This window comes from Martelella sp. FLE1502, assembly GCF_053484255.1.
The window spans coordinates 42271-58648 of the sequence record NZ_JBAKFQ010000031.1 but is presented as its reverse complement, the minus strand read 5'-3'; the positions used below and the strand labels follow the sequence as shown (position 1 = coordinate 58648).

The 16378-nt window shown below is 58.2% G+C and carries 13 protein-coding genes and 1 tRNA gene; 10 read left to right on the top strand and 4 right to left on the bottom strand.

Features of this window, described 5'->3' with window-relative positions:
* On the top strand, nt 1-927 hold a 927-nt coding region (locus tag V6767_RS20000; RefSeq protein WP_448475066.1), incomplete at its 5' end, for a DUF3102 domain-containing protein.
* 230 nt (nt 928-1157) lie between these two features.
* Here V6767_RS20000 and V6767_RS19995 read toward each other — a convergent pair.
* The 4 genes from V6767_RS19995 to V6767_RS19980 are packed head-to-tail and all read right to left on the bottom strand — an operon-like array spanning nt 1158 to nt 7654.
* Nucleotides 1158-1907, bottom strand: a complete 750-nt coding sequence (locus V6767_RS19995) for a M48 family metallopeptidase (protein ID WP_448475065.1) — start codon at nt 1905-1907, stop codon at nt 1158-1160.
* 1 nt (nt 1908) lies between these two features.
* Complete coding sequence (locus V6767_RS19990; protein WP_448475064.1) at nt 1909-4923, bottom strand: type I restriction endonuclease subunit R; 3015 nt, start codon at nt 4921-4923, stop codon at nt 1909-1911.
* Nucleotides 4924-4929: 6 nt separating this feature from the next.
* A complete protein-coding gene (locus V6767_RS19985; RefSeq protein ID WP_448475063.1) occupies nt 4930-6174 on the bottom strand; it encodes a restriction endonuclease subunit S in 1245 nt (414 codons plus the stop codon).
* Nucleotides 6164-7654 (bottom strand): N-6 DNA methylase, encoded by a 1491-nt coding sequence (locus V6767_RS19980; RefSeq protein WP_448475062.1) that lies wholly within the window; start codon nt 7652-7654, stop codon nt 6164-6166. Before V6767_RS19980 ends, V6767_RS19985 begins: the two co-directional genes overlap by 11 nt.
* A gap of 388 nt (nt 7655-8042) precedes the next feature.
* Here V6767_RS19980 and V6767_RS19975 point away from each other — a divergent pair, with 388 nt between their 5' ends.
* The 9 genes from V6767_RS19975 (at nt 8043) to V6767_RS19935 (ending at nt 16254) form a co-directional block, all read left to right on the top strand.
* A complete protein-coding gene (locus V6767_RS19975) occupies nt 8043-9179 on the top strand; it encodes a Fic family protein (RefSeq protein WP_448475061.1) in 1137 nt (378 codons plus the stop codon).
* A 116-nt stretch (nt 9180-9295) separates the two neighbouring features.
* A tRNA-Ser gene (locus V6767_RS19970) sits at nt 9296-9385 on the top strand.
* Between the two features lie 324 nt (nt 9386-9709).
* Entirely contained in the window at nt 9710-10768 is a 1059-nt protein-coding gene (locus V6767_RS19965) for an ABC transporter ATP-binding protein (RefSeq protein WP_448475060.1), read from the top strand.
* 59 nt (nt 10769-10827) lie between these two features.
* A complete protein-coding gene (locus tag V6767_RS19960; RefSeq protein ID WP_448475059.1) occupies nt 10828-12069 on the top strand; it encodes an extracellular solute-binding protein in 1242 nt (413 codons plus the stop codon).
* Between the two features lie 66 nt (nt 12070-12135).
* On the top strand, nt 12136-13056 hold the full coding sequence (locus V6767_RS19955; protein ID WP_230719205.1) for a carbohydrate ABC transporter permease: 921 nt from the start codon (nt 12136-12138) through the stop codon (nt 13054-13056).
* Entirely contained in the window at nt 13053-13910 is an 858-nt protein-coding gene (locus V6767_RS19950; RefSeq protein WP_448466700.1) for a carbohydrate ABC transporter permease, read from the top strand. Before V6767_RS19955 ends, V6767_RS19950 begins: the two co-directional genes overlap by 4 nt.
* The gene (locus V6767_RS19945; RefSeq protein WP_448475058.1) at nt 13907-14578 is read left to right on the top strand and encodes an N-acetylmannosamine-6-phosphate 2-epimerase; all 672 of its coding nucleotides are present in this window, start codon (nt 13907-13909) and stop codon (nt 14576-14578) included. Before V6767_RS19950 ends, V6767_RS19945 begins: the two co-directional genes overlap by 4 nt.
* Before the next feature lie 274 nt (nt 14579-14852).
* Nucleotides 14853-15767: an N-acetylglucosamine kinase gene (locus V6767_RS19940; RefSeq protein ID WP_448475057.1), complete on the top strand. Its 915-nt coding sequence runs from the start codon at nt 14853-14855 to the stop codon at nt 15765-15767.
* Between the two features lie 181 nt (nt 15768-15948).
* Complete coding sequence (locus tag V6767_RS19935) at nt 15949-16254, top strand: membrane dipeptidase (RefSeq protein ID WP_448475056.1); 306 nt, start codon at nt 15949-15951, stop codon at nt 16252-16254.
* Nucleotides 16255-16378: the final 124 nt, after the last annotated feature.

Sequence of the window (16378 nt, the reverse complement as noted above, 5' to 3'; positions counted from 1 at the left end):
CCAAGCCGCGTAACTATTGAAACCAAGCCTCCGGCAAACCCGGAGCGGTTCAGAATGGATTTTTCTAGCAACCTCAACTCGGATATCCCAGAGCTGGAATTGGCTTCCGAGGTCAATGAGCCCGCAGTCAAGCAGGTTGAAGAAGCCAAGGGGGCTACTGAAATTGTTCAATCCGACCGGTTGGTGTCCAAGCCAGGTTTCGATTACCTGGCGCTTCCCAAGGCCATTGCAGAGGAGGCTGAGTCAACGGCGGAACGTATTCGTCAGAGGCATCGAGACAGCATTATTGCGACTGGAAACGATCTTCTCAAGATAAAGGACAAGCTGCGACACGGTTTATTTGGTAAGTGGTTGAAGTTCCACTTCGATATGTCGGAGCGCACGGCCCAGAACTACATGAACGTCGCTATTGAATTCGGAGCCGTGCCGCAGGTGATTGATCATATGCCCCCTGCGACCCTTTATAAGCTCGCGGCGAAAAGCACGCCTCTCAAACTTAGGAAATCGGTAATAGCTGAAATCGCCAACGGAGGCATACCTCAGCCGCAGGATGTTGCAGAACGCATCGCGGAGGCTAAGCGCAAAGAACGACATGTGAATGCGATTAAGAAGGCTAAGCAGGCTAAGGCTCGCGCTTGGGGTAAGCATGAGGGTCAGCTTAAGATGATCGGGATGTCTAGCGAGGCGATCGAAGTCGAGAAAATGAACTGGAACGCAGAATGGGAGGAGAAGCATGGCGCTCGAAGTGCAGGAAATCAGGATACACAGAAAACTATCGGTGCTGGCTCTCAGCAATCGCAGCAACAGAAAGCGGAGGCATTTGTATCTATTCTAAAAAGGAAAATGGGGCCTGGCTTTGCTGGTTTCAGAGAGCTGATGCTACAAATTGAGCCGTCTGAACTGCAGAAGGCGTTCAAAAAAGCATGACTTTGCGATGTTGTTTCTGGTCTCTCCGGCCCGCTGGTTTTCCAGCGGGCTTTTTTTGCAAGCGCGGGACGCAATTTAGGAATAGCGGGTTCGCACCAAATCGCTCAGGAGAGTCAATGGCGCGTCTGGCATAGCAGTCGCTGTATTGCAACATTCAGCGCGACCACGCCAGCCAGCGAGCTTCTGTGAGTCAATGGTAACGCTTGTATGCGTGACGTAAGAGCCCAGCCTCACTTCGTCGCTTCGGGGACGATCTTTTCCCAGCCCAGCGTGTGCTCGTTCGTATCGAGCCATGCCTTGCGCTCTTTCCAATCGGGCACGATCCGACCGACTAGGTCCCAGAATTCCGGTTCGTGGTTACGGTGTTTCAGGTGGCATATTTCGTGCACGACGGCGTATTCGAGAACCGGTTTTGGCGCGAAGATGAGGTGCCAGTTGAGATTGATCCGCCTGTCTTGCCCGCAACTGCCCCACATGTGCTTCTGGTCCTTGATCACGATGCCGCGCGGCTTCAGGTCATGTCGATCTCCATGACGACGCGCGAATTCTTGAGCATCATCGCGGACGCGGCGTCTCAGCCACAGCCTCAGGGCACTTTCGATGAGACTGTCTGCTGATCCCGGAGCAAGATCGCGCGGCGTCTGGATGCGGAAGCCGTTGCGGAAGCTGATCTCTACGAGCGAACCGTCGAAGGGCTCGATGTGCAATTTTGTCATGCGTCCGCGATAGGGCACCTTGGCTCCGGTCACGAACTGATAGACGCGGGGTTGGGCCCTGGCGCGCACCTCCATATGCTGCAGGGTTTCGATGATCCAGCCACGGCGGCGCTCCAGCACCGCGTTGATCTGCGCATCGGTAGCACTCTCGGGAACGAGCAGCTCGAAAGCCTGCGGTGTGACGCTCAGATTTGCCCTGCTCGCGCGGGCAGAGCGCCGCACCGTATATTCTATTTCGCGCTCGCCAATACGAAAAACGGGCATCTCAGCGTTCCGCGAAATGCTTGAGAGCGTAGGACTCGACCTCCTCAGGGACCTCGCGGAATTTCGGGAGGCCGGCCTCATGGGCCATGAGACGCACTTGCTGGCGGAGGTTCTTGCGTAGGCCATCTTTTTCCCACCAGCCAGCGGGTGCGGATGTGGGGTCGGTATAGAGTTCCTCTAGCCTGACGGCGAGTTCCGCACCCTTCGAGCCCGCCTCGAAGCCATTGAGGATATGCAAAATGCCGTAGGCATCGGCGGATAGACCTGTGTCCACATGCGCCTCGTCCTCTTCGGCAATCTCCTTTGCCAGTTCTTCTGCGGCCTTCAGCTTGTCGGCCCAGCTTAGCTGCGCATTGTCCAGTTTCTGCAGCAACTGACGAAGGCGCTCGGAGAACTTGCCGTATTGATGCGGATTGTCATCGATCCGCTCGGTCACGGTCTTGCGCAGCTCCGTGGTCTTGCGGATGGCCGCCGTCATCAGGTCCTCGTCCGTCTTGTCAGCCGGGTCGAACTCCTCCCAGAACTCCGGATCGGTGATGTGGCGCAGCTTGACGGTGACGCTCAGACCGGTCGCCTCCAGATGCTGCTCCAGCATCTCGCGGATTTTCTCGCTGTAGTTCATCTGGTCAAAGGCCTCGCGATGCTCGAAGCGGCGTGTGCCGAAGATCAGGAAATTCGCCACCCATTTGAGGTCAGCAGTGAAACCCAGAACACTTGGGTCCGGACTGAGCGTCTCATAGAGAGCGATGAAACTGCGTGCCTTCGCCTTGAAGTCGAACCATTTGTCTTCTGTGCCGAGCAGGTCCAGGAACGCATTGTATTCCGCCAGCAGTTCATCTTTGTTGCGGCCTGAGCGCTTCAGCGGTTTCATCAACGCAGCGACAGCCGCATGCGCGGCCCGCAGCTGGTTGCGAAGATCATCTAGGTCGCGCATGGCGTTCTTCACATCATCGGCGCGGTAGGAGGACAGCGCGGCCTCCAGATGACCGGAAACGCCGATATAGTCGACAATCAGCCCGTTGCGCTTCCTCGCATCGGAGACGCGGTTGGTGCGGGCGATGGCCTGCAGCAGACCATGCTCCTTCAGCGGCTTGTCGAGATACATCACGCTTTCGATCGGGCAATCGAAGCCAGTCAGCAGCTTGTCGCAAACGATCAGAAACTGCGGGTCCTCTCCTCTACGGCCAAAGGCCTTCTTCACCAGCTTCTCCGCGCCGGCATCCAGATAGTTCGCTTTGAGCGCGGTGCGGATCGCCTGCTTGTGGGCGTCCTCGCTCGGCTTGCCGTCTTCCTGGTTGATCGAATAGACGCAGGCCGACATGGCTTCCGCGCGGACCAGGGCCTCGTCGGGCTCCATTCCCTCGGCCTCAAGGTCCTCGGCAATGACTCTCGTCAGCGCCTGCTTGTAAAGGATCACCGCCTCACGATCGATGGCGACGAGCTGCGCCTTGAAACCGTCCGGCCGGGCGTAGGCTTTGAAATGCGTCCAAATGTCGTAGGCGATCAGCTCAATCCGGCGCGGGTGCTTGACCAGATCCTCGATCTGCACGCCGCGCGTCTTGATCTCGTTGAGCTTGTCGTCGTCCAGCTCGGCAAACCATGTGTCGAACAGGATATCGATCTTCGCCTCGTCGATATGCCAGTCGGTCTTGCGGCCGGTATAGTAAATCGGCACGGTCGCGCCATCGGCCACCGCGTCATCGATGCCGTATTTGTCGAGATAGCCTTCGCCCGGCACGCCGAAATTCTCATAGGTGTTCTTGTCGTCCTTCTTCACCGGCGTGCCGGTAAAGCCGAAGAAACGGGCGTTGGGCAGCGTAGCGCGTAGATAGGCGCCGAGATCCTTTTCCTGCGTGCGGTGGGCCTCATCCACCATCACGATCCAGTTTTCCGAGTCGGCAATCGCCTCCTTCGAGCCCTGGAACTTGAAGATGGTGGAAAGCGCGGTGTGCCCGTCCTTTCCGCTGCGGATCAGCGCGTGCAAATCCTTGATGCTCTCGATTGCCGTCGGGTTCGGCAGGCCGCAGGCAACAAAGGTGCCGCTGATCTGGCTGTGCAGGTCGACGCGGTCGGTCAGCACCAGAATGTTCGGATTGGTCAGCGCCTCGGACTGGATCGTCCGGTGCGTCTTCAGCTTCAGCGCTGCAAACACCATGGTCAGCGATTTGCCGCTGCCCTGCGTGTGCCAGATCAGCCCCTGCCGGTGCTTGCCCTCAATCACGCGGTCGACGATGCGGTTGACGGCGCGGAACTGCTGGTAGCGGCAGATTTTCTTGATCGTGCCGGTCTCGGTCTTTTCAAACACGACATAATGCGCGATCAGGTCCAGCAGGCGGCGCGGCTCCAGCAGGCACCAGAGGCCCTTGGCCAGCGTGTCGGGAAAATCGGCGTCCGCCTTCGGCCAAGGATCGCGCCATGCGCCGAAATATTTCGAGCCGGAGCCGGTCGCGCCGTAGAGCACCAGCGCCCCGTCGGTGACGATGTTGAAGACATTGGAGAAGAACAGGCGCGGAATGTCCCGCTCATATTGCCTGATCTGCTCGAAGGCCTCGCCGGTCTTGTCCTTCACATTCAGCGGGCTTTTCGCCTCGATGACGACCAGCGGAATGCCGTTCACATAGACCACCACATCGGGCTTGCGCGTATTTTCCGCCTTCACCCTGAGCTGATGGGTCACGGAAAACCGGTTATTGCCGGGGTCAAGAAAATCGATCACCCGCAGCGTCTGGCGCGTTTCCTTGCCGGTCACCTTACGGGCATAATCGCCGCGCAGCACTTCCAGCCAGGCCTCGTTATCGCTGATCGCCGCAAGCTCACCATAGGCAGCCTCGGCAGAGGCGCGGTCGATCCCGTTGATGCGCATCAGCGCGTCGATGAGGTGCGGACGAAACAGAACCTGGTTCTCGCCATCGCGTAGAGCGGAATGTTCCGCAGGGGCGACGAAGCCATAGCCCATGGCTTGCAGATGCTCGATCGTGGGACGCTCGGCGAAATGCCATTCGGGACCTTGGCTCATAAGTGCTTACTCCGCAGCCACGGGCAGAGCATCGGTGACGCGCTTGCGGCCGGTGAGGAGGTCGGACATCAGGGCGGATTTCAAAAGGCTCAACCGCTTCAGGGTGTTCAGTTGCGTCTTGAGGTTCTTTTCAATTTCCAAAGCGATCTTGCTAATCTCGATCTGCTCTTCGAGTGTTGGGTGCGCCACTAAGATGTTCTCGAAAGTGCTTTTATTCACGATCGGCACTGCCTGCTTACCTGAAATCCTCTGTAGGTAGCTCCGAAGCGAGATGCAGGTTTCATAGACAAACAGTGAGACTTCCTCCCTGCAGCATATCGTATTGATTTGCTGATTGGTCATGCATGGTTCATTAAGAATACCCGTCTTTCCAACTGTTGAACCTATGCAAGTCACTGCTACAGCACCTGCCGGCATTACCCGACCCCGACGTGTTCCGTGCTCGCTCACATATCTGCTTGAATCGACGACGATCGCGCGCTCGTCAGAGAGGTCTCCAGGGGTCACAAACGGGGTGTCTCCTCCCCATGCTTCATCGTCCGAGGTGCTCGGTGTCTTTCCCGTGTAGACCTTTCCAAAACGGCTCAGCGGACCGACTTCCCAGCCCTCGGGGATTTCTCCGATCTCCGTCTGCCTGAAGCGTGTGTGGCCAATGCCTCTGCTCAGTAAGCGTTGCAATATGCCTTGCTTGACCTTTCTGGTCTGCTCGATCACCGCCAGCGTTGCAGCAATGGCCTCATCAACCCCGGACAAGATTTCGGCGATGCGGCGTTGCTCTTCGAGAGGGGGAAGCAAAAAAGAGAATGAAGATATAATTGATTTGCTGAGGCTAGCCTGATTAACAGCAGGTCGGCAACTCGATCGAAAATAGCTTCTTGCAGCCTTGTCCCGGAGAACTGAGAGCAAATATTCTGGCAAAATCTTGCTGCGATCCGCTCTCATCAGCATCAAATTCATGCCATGATACAAGACTTCGTCGGAAGAAAATATAGCAGTCTTACCGATATGAGCTGGACTATTTATGTGACTGAAGAATATGTCGCCTCGCTCTACGCGATATTTCGATAATTTTTCGTCCCAAGGGGTGAAGCCAAAGCGGCTGCTGTTAACGAAGCCGTCTGCGATAGTTTCAATTCGCGAAACGGGGGTGTCGCCGCCCACAGATTGATTGCATGAGAAGCCGTTGCGTAGCACGCTCAGAACCGCTCCAAGCTCAGAGCTCGTCCACCCCTCAGGCATCTCACGCGACATAACCAAGCTCCCGCAGAAAGCCCATCATCCGGGCTTCCGCTGCATCTCGCTCAGTCTGAAGTTCGACCAGCTTTTCCACTTCCGCCGCGACATCGACCGCCTCGGCCTGTTCGCCCAGATGAACATAGCGGCTGATATTGAGGTTGAAGGCATTCGCCTCGATTTCGCTTGTCGGGACCACCCGCGCCAGCCGCTCGGCATCGGTAAAATCACCATAGGCCTTTGCCAGCATGGCGACATTTTCCTCCGAGAGATGGTTCTGCGCCTTGCCTTCGACATACTGCTCCGCGCCGTTGACGATCAGGATTTTGCCCTTGCGCTCGGCCGGTTTGGTCTTCCGCAGGATCAGGATGCAGGCCGGAATGCCCGCGCCGTAAAAAAGGTTGGGTGCAAGGCCGATGACGGCTTCGACCAGATCGTCCCGGATCAGCCCCTCGCGAATCTTGCCCTCTGCGCCGCCGCGAAACAGCACGCCATGCGGCAGCACCACGCCGCAGATGCCGTCTTCCTTCAGGCTCGCCACCATATGCTGCACGAAGGCGAGGTCGCCATAGGATTTCGGCGGGCAGCCATAGCGATCGCGGCCATAGGCGTCGCCCTTCGACCAGACCTCGTGGCCCCAGTTTTTCAGCGAGAAGGGCGGGTTGGCCAGCACCCGGTCAAACGTGCGGATGGCCTTCACGCTGTCGCCCGTCAGGTGCTTCGGCTCCAGCAGCGTATCGCCGCGCGCCACCTGGGCGTCGTCGATATCATGCAGGAACAGGTTCATCTGGCAGATGGCCCAGGTGTTGAGGTTCCGCTCCTGGCCGAACAGCGACAGGCTTTTCGGGTTTTTGCCTTGCCGCTCCAAATGATGCACCGCTTCCAGCAGCATGCCGCCCGAGCCGCAGGTCGGGTCATAGATTGACATGCCTTCTTCCGGCTCAAGGCACTCGACGATCAGCCGCACAACCATTTTCGGCGTATAGAACTCGCCGCCCTTCTTGCCGGCATCATCGGCAAATTGCGCGATCAGATATTCATAGGCCTGACCCAGCACATCCGGCTCGACATCGGACTTGCGCAGGCGATAGGTCTCGAAATGCTGAAGCAGCTTTTCCAGCATGGCATCCGGAAAGCGCTCCTTGTTGTTGAAGTCGACATCCTGGAAGACGCCGCGCAGCTTCATGTTCGCGTCTTCAATGGCGCGGAAGGCGGCGTTCAGATGCGTGCCGATATCGGTGGTTTGCTTGCGCACATCCTTCCAGAAATGACCCTGCGGGATATCGAAGCGGTGCTCCTCCGGATCGGCCGCTATCTCCGCGTCGCCATAGCGTGCCAACCGCTCCTCATATTCCTCCTGCCAGACATCCGAGAGGCGTTTAAAGAACAGAAGCCCGAAAATGTAGTGCTTGTAATCGCCGGAATCGATCGATCCCCGCAGGATATCCGCCGCGCGCCAGAGATGGCTCTCCAGCTGCGAAAGGGTCAATGTTGTCACGATATTCATCCCTCACCGATGCTTTGAAAGCCACAATAGCAAAATGAAGCGCCGGGGCAATTTTTCTGGACATGAATGTTCTGGAGATTGCAGAGTGCCACCCTTGCCTGCTGGCACATGTCGGTCAGGCGGCAAGGCTGATTGCGGACGGGACGCTGCATCTCTATCGGTGTGATAGAGAGCGGCAAAGGGTTGTGAAGGCCGGTTAGCTTGTTGGCTTCCGAAGAAGCTGTAAATTGGAAGCCAACAGGATTTGACTGTCAGGGATGAGAGTCAAAAAGGCTTGAGTTCCAAACGGCGATATTTTTGGTAGACAAAGTTATTTGGCTGCCGCATGTTGCAGTCAAACTAATTTGACTCCCGTATTTCATGAAAATAGGAACTCAAAATGGAGCGTTATCCGGGCCTCGATTTCAGCGATGCGGTTGAATATCATTATGATCAATTTCCGCCGAAAAAAATAGAAACCGGGCGGCTGCTCTCACCCATCGCATCGGCTTCCGCCTCGCTCGCGCGTTATGATCAGATGTTGAAAGGCATGCACAACAGCGAAATTTTGCTTGCTCCATTGAGAAATCAGGAAGCTGTCGTCTCGTCACGTATGGAGGGCACCGTCAGCACGCTTGACGAAGTTCTGCGGTATGAAGCGGATCAGGAAGAAAGCGGAGAAGAGCTTGGCGGCAATTATCGGAATGAAGCTATTGAGGTGTTTCTCTATAGCCGCGCTCTAACTGCCGCTCAACGTTCAATGGAGCAAGGGGCTCCCCTATCCAGCTTTCTGGTTCGCAGCGCTCACCGGGTGCTGTTGGGATTTGGACGGGGCGCACATTTGACACCAGGGGATTTCAAGTCCGAACAGAATTATTTAGCAGATCGAGCACGTCGAAAAGTGCAGTTCGTTCCCATGCGCCCTGAACAACTCCCCGATGGTATGGAGCGTCTTTTCGCATTCATTGAAGATGATAGCTGGCAAATACTAATCAAAACGGCAATCGCACATTTGGAGTTTGAAGCCTTACACCCTTTCAAGGATGGAAACGGTCGAATTGGACGCATGCTGATCACGCTCATGCTATGGCAAAGTCGCGCGATTTCAGCGCCACATTTTTATATCAGTAGCTATTTTGAAGATAGGCGTGATGAATATATCGACCGGATGCGCGAAGTGTCTCGTTCAGGAGCGTGGACCGAGTGGATCGTATTTTTTCTGGAGGCTCTGGAGGCTCAGGCACAAAAAAACCTAGCTACAGCGGAACGGATCCGCGACCTTTATGAAGAGTTAAAAAAAGAGTTTCCCCAATTGCTCTCGTCTCAGTGGAGCACTGCAGCCCTGGACTTCTTGTTTTCCCGTCCGGTTTTCCGCAATAACGTGTTTACGAGCAAATCCGGAATTCCCGAGACCACTGCGCATCGCTTCACTCGCATTTTAGTTGAGAAGCAGCTTGTTCGAACACTTGAACCTTCAGCTGGACGACGCCCAGCGCTATATAGCTTCGAACCATTGCTGAAGATAGTGCGAGACTAAGGTGGAGGACGGCACACCCCGGCCACACGAAACCGGTGCCGCTGCCTCAATCTGCAAGACAAGCCTTTGCCCGCTAAGAGACACCCCGCGTTCAAACGCAGACCACGGCACTTTATGGAGAGGTGGCAGAGTGGTCGAATGCACCGCACTCGAAATGCGGCATACGGGCAACCGTATCGAGGGTTCGAATTCCTCCCTCGCCGCCAGAAAATCTTTTAAATTCAGATATTTATTTCTTTCGCGGCGCCGGCTTCAACTCGTGCGACTGCTTGAGGCCTGTGTGGGAATGATCGAGGGCCACGCTTGCGGCACTTTCCCGTCGCCGAGGGGCGTGTCGGCATCTCCCGGCGGCGGCTGGGAAACATTGCGAGGCCTTCAGCAGCGAAATTCCCCTAACGCAATGATACTTAAAGAAGTTCTATGAATCGGGCGGAAAACAACGCGATCGCTCCGAATTGACTCTTTACAGCCTCCGATAAAACAGCAATGATCCAATTGGTATTCTAATGGTATTGTTGAAGGGCTGATTTTTGGCGCGTCTATCACTCAAGGGTATCGTCAAGCGCTTCAAGGAAACGGAAGTGCTGCACGGGATCGATCTGGAGATCGGGGACCGTGAACTCATCATCTTTGTCGGACCGTCCGGCTGCGGAAAATCGACGCTGCTGCGGCTGATTGCGGGGCTTGATCCGATTACCGGCGGCACGCTTTCGATCAATGACAAGGTCATGAACGACGTAGCGCCCTCGAAGCGCGGGGCTGCCATGGTGTTTCAATCCTATGCGCTTTATCCGCATATGGATGTCTATGAGAACATGGCGTTCGGCGCGCGGTTGATGGGGCTTTCGAAGGATGAAATCGCCTCGCGCATTGCCGAAGTAACCCGGATGCTGAGGCTTGAGGACTATCTGAAACGCAAGCCGCGCCAGCTTTCCGGCGGGCAGCGCCAGCGCGTGGCCATCGCCCGCGCCATGGTGCGCAAGCCTGACGTTTTTCTGCTCGATGAACCGCTTTCAAATCTCGATGCCGCCCTTCGCGCCGACGTGCGCCTCGAGATTGCGCGCCTGCACCGCGATATCGGCGGCACGATGATCTATGTGACCCATGACCAGGTCGAGGCGATGACGCTGGCCGACCGGATCGTGGTGATGAACAATGGCTATATCGAACAGGTCGGCAGCCCCCGCGAACTGTTCGAAACGCCGGCCAACACCTTTGTGGCGACGTTCATCGGGTCGCCGAAGATGTCGCTTCTCGATGTCGACAGCACTGCTGGGAAACTTGCGATAGCGGGCACCGGCGCGATACGGGGCCCGGCCGGCATCGCGGAGGGCGCGCTCACCATCGGCGCCCGCCCGGACGGTCTTTCCGTTGTGGCGGGGCACGCCGGCGAAGGCTTTGCCGGCTCGGTGATCTATACCGAATATCTCGGCGACGATTCATATGTTTACGTTCGGCTGACAAGCGGCGAGCAGGTCACCATCAGGGTGCCGCCGACCGTCTTCTTCGATGCCGACGACGACGTCACCGTGCAGGCGCAGGCAGATGCGCTTCACGTCTTTGACAGGGCGAGCGGCCAGCGTGTTTGATAACGGCTTTACCGCTTGTCATCGGTAATTCAGGGGAACGGAACAAAAGGAGCAATCTGATGACACCCTTTGCCAAGACTTTTCTGGTGGCCACGGCCGTCGCCGGCATGACCGCGCCGGCCTTCGCCGAAGACATTTCCTTCTGGGGCTGGCGCGTGGAGGACGTGCCGCAATACGAAGAATTCATCGAGACGTTCGAGGCGGAAAACCCCGACATCAATGTCAATATCAGAATGATCGAAGCCGTCAATTACGGCACCATCCTGTCGACCGCGCTTGCGGGCGAGGCCGGTCCGGACGCGATGATGGTGCGCGCCTACGGCTCCTTCGAGAGCGTGGCATCCGGCGGTTATCTCATGCCGCTTTCGGAAGAAAACGTGCCGGCGCTGAAGGATTTCCCGGCCGATGCGCTGAAGGCGGAAACCCTGCGCGCAGACAACACCGTCTACGCCATTCCCTTCGCCTCGCAGACGATGATGGTGCTCTACAACAAGGATGTGTTCGCCGAGCTTGGTCTAGAGCCGCCGAAGACCTGGGACGATATGAAAGCGGCCGCCGAAGCGCTTCAGGAAGCCGGTCTCTACGCCTTTGCCAATGGCACGGCGGACGCATGGCAGAACGAGGTCATCACCTTCGGCCTCGGTTCATCGACCATGGGCAAGGCCTTTTACGACGATGTGATGAGCGGCGATGCCGATTTCACCGATCCGCGCTTCGTCGATGCGCTGACCCGCATCAAGGATATGAGCCAGTATTTCCCCGACGGCTTCATCGGGCTGGATTACGCCTCTTCGCAGCAGCTGTTTGCGACGGGCATGGCCGGCATGTTCGTCGGCGGTTCCTATGAAATCGCAGCCATGAAGGGCATGAACCCCGATATCAATATCGGCGCCATTCCCGCACCCGTGGTCAATGAGGGCGATGAAGGCCTTGTCGCCGTGTTCTATGACGGCGGCTATGCCGGCAATGCGGCGACCGAGCACAAGGATGCGGTGCTGAAATTCCTGAACTTCCTCGCCTCCAGGGAATTCGGCCAGGCCTTTGCCAACGAGCTCTCCAACATCTCGCCGATCCCGGGCGTCACCTTCGACAACCCCGATCTTGAGGCCGTTGCCGAACTGAACAAGACCTCGATGCCTTACATGATGCTGGTGAATTTCCGCTTCGACCAGCCCTCGGGCTCGACGCTGGTTCAGGAAAACGTCCAGAAGATGATGGCCGGCGAGGCAACGCCTGAAGAGGTCGGCGCAACCGTGACCGAGGGCCTGTCGAAATACTACGAGCCCTTCCAGAAAAACTGATTTCTCGACGTTTGGGAGCCGGCCTTTCAAGGCCGGCTCGCTCTGATCAAGACGGAAGCGAATGCAATGAACCGCCTGATGCCGACGCCACGTGGCCTTTGGATCACCTGCCTGATCCTGCCCGCTCTTGCGGTGATGCTGCTCTTTGTCGCCTACCCGATCGTTTCGGCGCTGGCCTACGCCTTCTATCACTGGAACGGCATGGCGCGAGGCGAGTTTGTCGGCTTCCAGAATTTCTACGATGTGCTGTTTACCGAACCGTATAAATCGACGGTTCAAAACGCCTTCATCAACAATGTCATCGTCTTTATCACGCTGATGGTGGTGCAAAACGGCGCTGCCTTCATTCTCGCCTATGCGCTGTGGCGCGAGTTTCCGCTGGCCCGGTTCCATCGCATCGCCGTGTTCTTGCCGGTTGTGCTGTCGACCGTGATTGTCGGCTATTTGTGGAAACTGTTCCTCAACCCGCTGTTCGGCATCGTCAACCAGACGCTGAAAGCGGTCGGCCTCGCCGGTCTGGCGCAGCCATGGCTCGGCCAGTCCGATACGGCGCTTGCCTCGCTCATTCTGGTCAACGCCTGGCACTGGGTCGGCTTTCCGACACTGATTTTCCTGGCCGCCATGCAGCGCATTCCTGGCGAAATCTACGATGCCGTGCGCATGGAGACCGAAAGCGAGTGGGTGAAGATCCGGAAAATCATCTGGCCGCTGGTGGCGCCGGCAGCGACCATCGTTTTCGTGCTGCAATTCATCGGGTCGTTCAACTGGTTCGAACTGCCCTATGTGATGGAGGGCATGAGCGGCTCGCCCTACGGCAATACCGATGTGCTGGCGCTCTATTTCTACCGCCTCGCCTTCGGCAATCCCGGCGCCGGAAGCTCGGACTTCGGCCACGGCTCGGCGCTGGCAGCGCTCGTCTTCATCTTTATCACGGTGTTTGCCACCGCCATGACGCTTTACCTGCGCCGCCGGGAGATTGAGCTTTGAGCGATACGACCTATACCGACCGCTCCGGCCTGATGCGCACATTCGGGCGCGATGGATTGCTGCAGATCCTGCTGATCGCCAATACCTTCATCATGATCGCGCCGATCGTCATCATGGTGTTTTCGGCCTTCAAGCCGTCAATGGCGATCTTCCGACAGCCCTTCGCGATTCCCGATTTCACCGATCTGTCGAACTTCGAGGCGATCTGGACCGAGACCCATTTCGTCCGCTATTTCTTCAACTCGCTGCTGATCACCGGCTCGTCCATCCTTGCCATTCTGGTGCTGGGGTCGATGGCGGCCTATGCGCTGGGGCGCTATAATTTCAAGGGCTCCAGCTTTCTGCTGCTGTTCTTCCTGGCCGGCCTGACCCTGCCGCTGAAGCTCGCCGTCATCCCGCTTTTCGTGCTGATGCGCAAGATGGGCCTGCTCGACAGCCAGCTGTCGCTGATCCTCATCTATATCGCCATGGGCCTGCCCTCGACCGTGTTCATCATGACCGGTTTCATCCGCTCGCTGCCCGGCGAGCTGGAAGATGCCGCGCGCATGGACGGCGCGTCGGAAGCGCGGATCATGTGGTCGGTCATGCTGCCGCTGGCGCGACCCGCCATGGTGATCGCCGCGATTCACAATCTCGTGCCGATCTGGAACGATTTCTTCTTCCCGCTGATCTTCATCCAGAACGATCTTCTGAAAACCCTGCCGCAGGGACTGACAAGCTTCATGGGAGAATACACCACCAATTGGGGCGTGCTGTTTGCCGGGCTGACCTTTGCCGCAGCCCCCATCACGCTGCTCTACATCATCCTGTCCCGCCAGTTCATCAATGGCATGACCTCGGGCGCGATCAAGTGACGCTGAAGCTGAAGAAAGGCGGGCTGGTGGTTTCCTGCCAGGCCCGCGCGGACAACCCGCTCCACGGCGCGTATTTCATGGGCGCGATGGCGCTCGCTGCGCGCGACGGCGGCGCATCCGCCATCCGCGCAAACGGCGTTGCAGACGTGCGGGCCGTCAAGGAAGCGGGCCTGCCCGTCATCGGCATCGACAAGCAGTTTTCGGATGCCGTGCCCGTCTATATCACGCCAACGCTTGCAGCCTGCGATGCGCTTGCCGAGGCCGGAGCCGATATTATCGGCATTGACGCCACGCCGCGCCCGCGCCGGGGCGACCAACCGGCAAAGCTCATTCGCCACATTACCGAAACGCTTGGCCTCGAGGCCTTCTGCGATATCGCAACATCCGACGAAGGGGCGGCCGCCGCAGATATGGGCGCAACCTATGTGGCGACAACGCTTTCCGGCTATACGGATTATACGGCCCGCACCGACGACATGCCGGACTACGCCCTGATCGAGGCGCTGGTCGCCCGCATCAAAACGCCGGTGGTGGCGGAGGGCCGGTTCTCGACGCCCGAACGCGCGCGCCGCGCGCTGGATTGCGGCGCTTATGCCGTCGTTGTCGGTACGGCGATTACCAATCCGCGCGAGATCACCCGCGGTTTTGTCAGGCAGATCGAGGGCTGATACCAAGAGTCGATGATTAGGACCCATATGATGCGCGCTGGAATGGCCATCCGAGTAGGAAAATACCGCAGAGCGATGCCGGAGCATCGCGCGAGGATTTTGACGCCCTCGGTGGCCATTCCAGCCGCACCCTTTCAGGGCCGGGCGCTTTTGAAAGCCCGCGTCGTTGAAAGTCCTCGCCGTAGCTATGGCTACGACTGCGGCTCTCGCCTAGCTGGCTTTCAAAATCGCTCCGGTCATATGGGTTCTAATCATCAACTCTTGGTATGAGGCCATGGACAGCTATTTCCTCGGCGGCGATATCGGCGGAACGGCATCGCGGTTTGTCCTTTGCGATCAGGCGGGAACGATCGTTCAGCGGGGGGCTGCGGCCGGCGCCACCGGCCACACCTTCAACGCCGAATCCCGCGCGACGCTTGAGAAAAGCATCGCCGCGATTGCCGCGCAGATCACCAAGCCGGTGGATTCGGCCGTCTTTGGCCTCACCGGCTATGGCCCGCGCGCGCGCAGCGATATCGAGGACATGCTGATTGCCGCGCTGAAGCTGACGCGGGCGAAGATTTTCATTTCCGACGATATCGAGCTTGCCTACCGCAGCCTGTTTGCGCTGGGAGAAGGCCACCTCGTTTCCGCCGGAACGGGATCGATTGCCGTTCACCTCGACAGCGAGGGCAGGCTTTTCCGCATTGGCGGGCGCGGCATCCTGATCGATGATGCGGGCTCCGGCGGCTGGATCGGCCTTGCTGCCGTGCGCGCGCTCTACCGCCGGCTCGACGAGGAGGGCGCGCCGGGCGATATGCAACTGCTCGCCGATGCGCTTTATGCCGCCGTCGGCTCTGACGACTGGTCGGATATGCGGGCCTATATCTATGCCGGCGACCGCGGGCGCATCGGCGCGCTCGCGCGTCCTGTTGCCGACGCAGCGGAGGCCGGCGACGCGTGCGCAAACGCGCTTCTGCGTGAGGCCGGCGCTGAACTCGCCCGCCTTGGCAACATCCTGATTGCCCGCAACGGCAACCACCCCGTCGCCTTTGTCGGCGGCGTGCTGAAGCTGCATCCCGTCATCGCCGAAACGATCCGCCAGAGGCTTGCCGGCGAGGCGCGCTTTCCCGTCCTCGATCAGGCAGAAGGCGCCGCCCGGCTCGCCCTTTCCTATTTTCACCCTGCATCTTCAGGACCTTCCGCCTGAATTCGACCATCGAAACTGCCTCCCGGACATGTTTGCGACCCGCTGTCTTGGCCAGATTTCTCCTCCGTCGTTTCGGGCCGATGGGACGGATTGCCTTTTGATCCGGAAGCTTTCGTTTCGGGGGTGTGGCGATTGAATAGCTGAATAACCCCGCGTCGTAGACGCCCTCGGTTTAGATTCTGTGCTGTCGTTCGAACGCGACGGGGTCGCGCGTCACTTCGAGGTCCTGATCGATCATCTCGGCGAGGACGGCGTCGCGCTCGGCTCGGATCTCGACGGCGCGATCGTGCCCAAGGCCGTTGGCGACGTATCGGGCGCGCATCGTATATTCCAAGCCCGCTCGGACCGGGGCTTCGGAGACGCTCTCGTCAGAAAACTCGCGGGCGAGAACTGGCTTGGGCGGGTGTCCGCGGATATTGCGATACGGATACGGCGAGCCGCCGACGCGCTGGGCTATGCGCCAAGTTTGTCGGCGTGCGACTGGTGAGGTTCATTGCCGGGCGGGCTTCGTGTTATGATTCGGCAGGAAGGGTCTTTTGGTTCTGCCGAACGGGTAGGTTCGCGGACATTGAGATCAGGCCCTGTTTATTGAAGTTCAGGCGTACGGAAGG

What these genes read in the sequence shown, in the direction of transcription:
- V6767_RS19995 (WP_448475065.1), bottom strand. Translation starts at nt 1,907, where the DNA reads ATGCCCGTTTTTCGTATTGGCGAGCGCGAAATAGAATATACGGTGCGG.
- V6767_RS19990 (WP_448475064.1), bottom strand. Translation starts at nt 4,923, where the DNA reads ATGAGCCAAGGTCCCGAATGGCATTTCGCCGAGCGTCCCACGATCGAG.
- V6767_RS19985 (WP_448475063.1), bottom strand. Translation starts at nt 6,174, where the DNA reads ATGTCGCGTGAGATGCCTGAGGGGTGGACGAGCTCTGAGCTTGGAGCG.
- V6767_RS19975 (WP_448475061.1), top strand. Translation starts at nt 8,043, where the DNA reads ATGGAGCGTTATCCGGGCCTCGATTTCAGCGATGCGGTTGAATATCAT.
- V6767_RS19960 (WP_448475059.1), top strand. Translation starts at nt 10,828, where the DNA reads ATGACACCCTTTGCCAAGACTTTTCTGGTGGCCACGGCCGTCGCCGGC.
- V6767_RS19955 (WP_230719205.1), top strand. Translation starts at nt 12,136, where the DNA reads ATGAACCGCCTGATGCCGACGCCACGTGGCCTTTGGATCACCTGCCTG.
- V6767_RS19940 (WP_448475057.1), top strand. Translation starts at nt 14,853, where the DNA reads ATGGACAGCTATTTCCTCGGCGGCGATATCGGCGGAACGGCATCGCGG.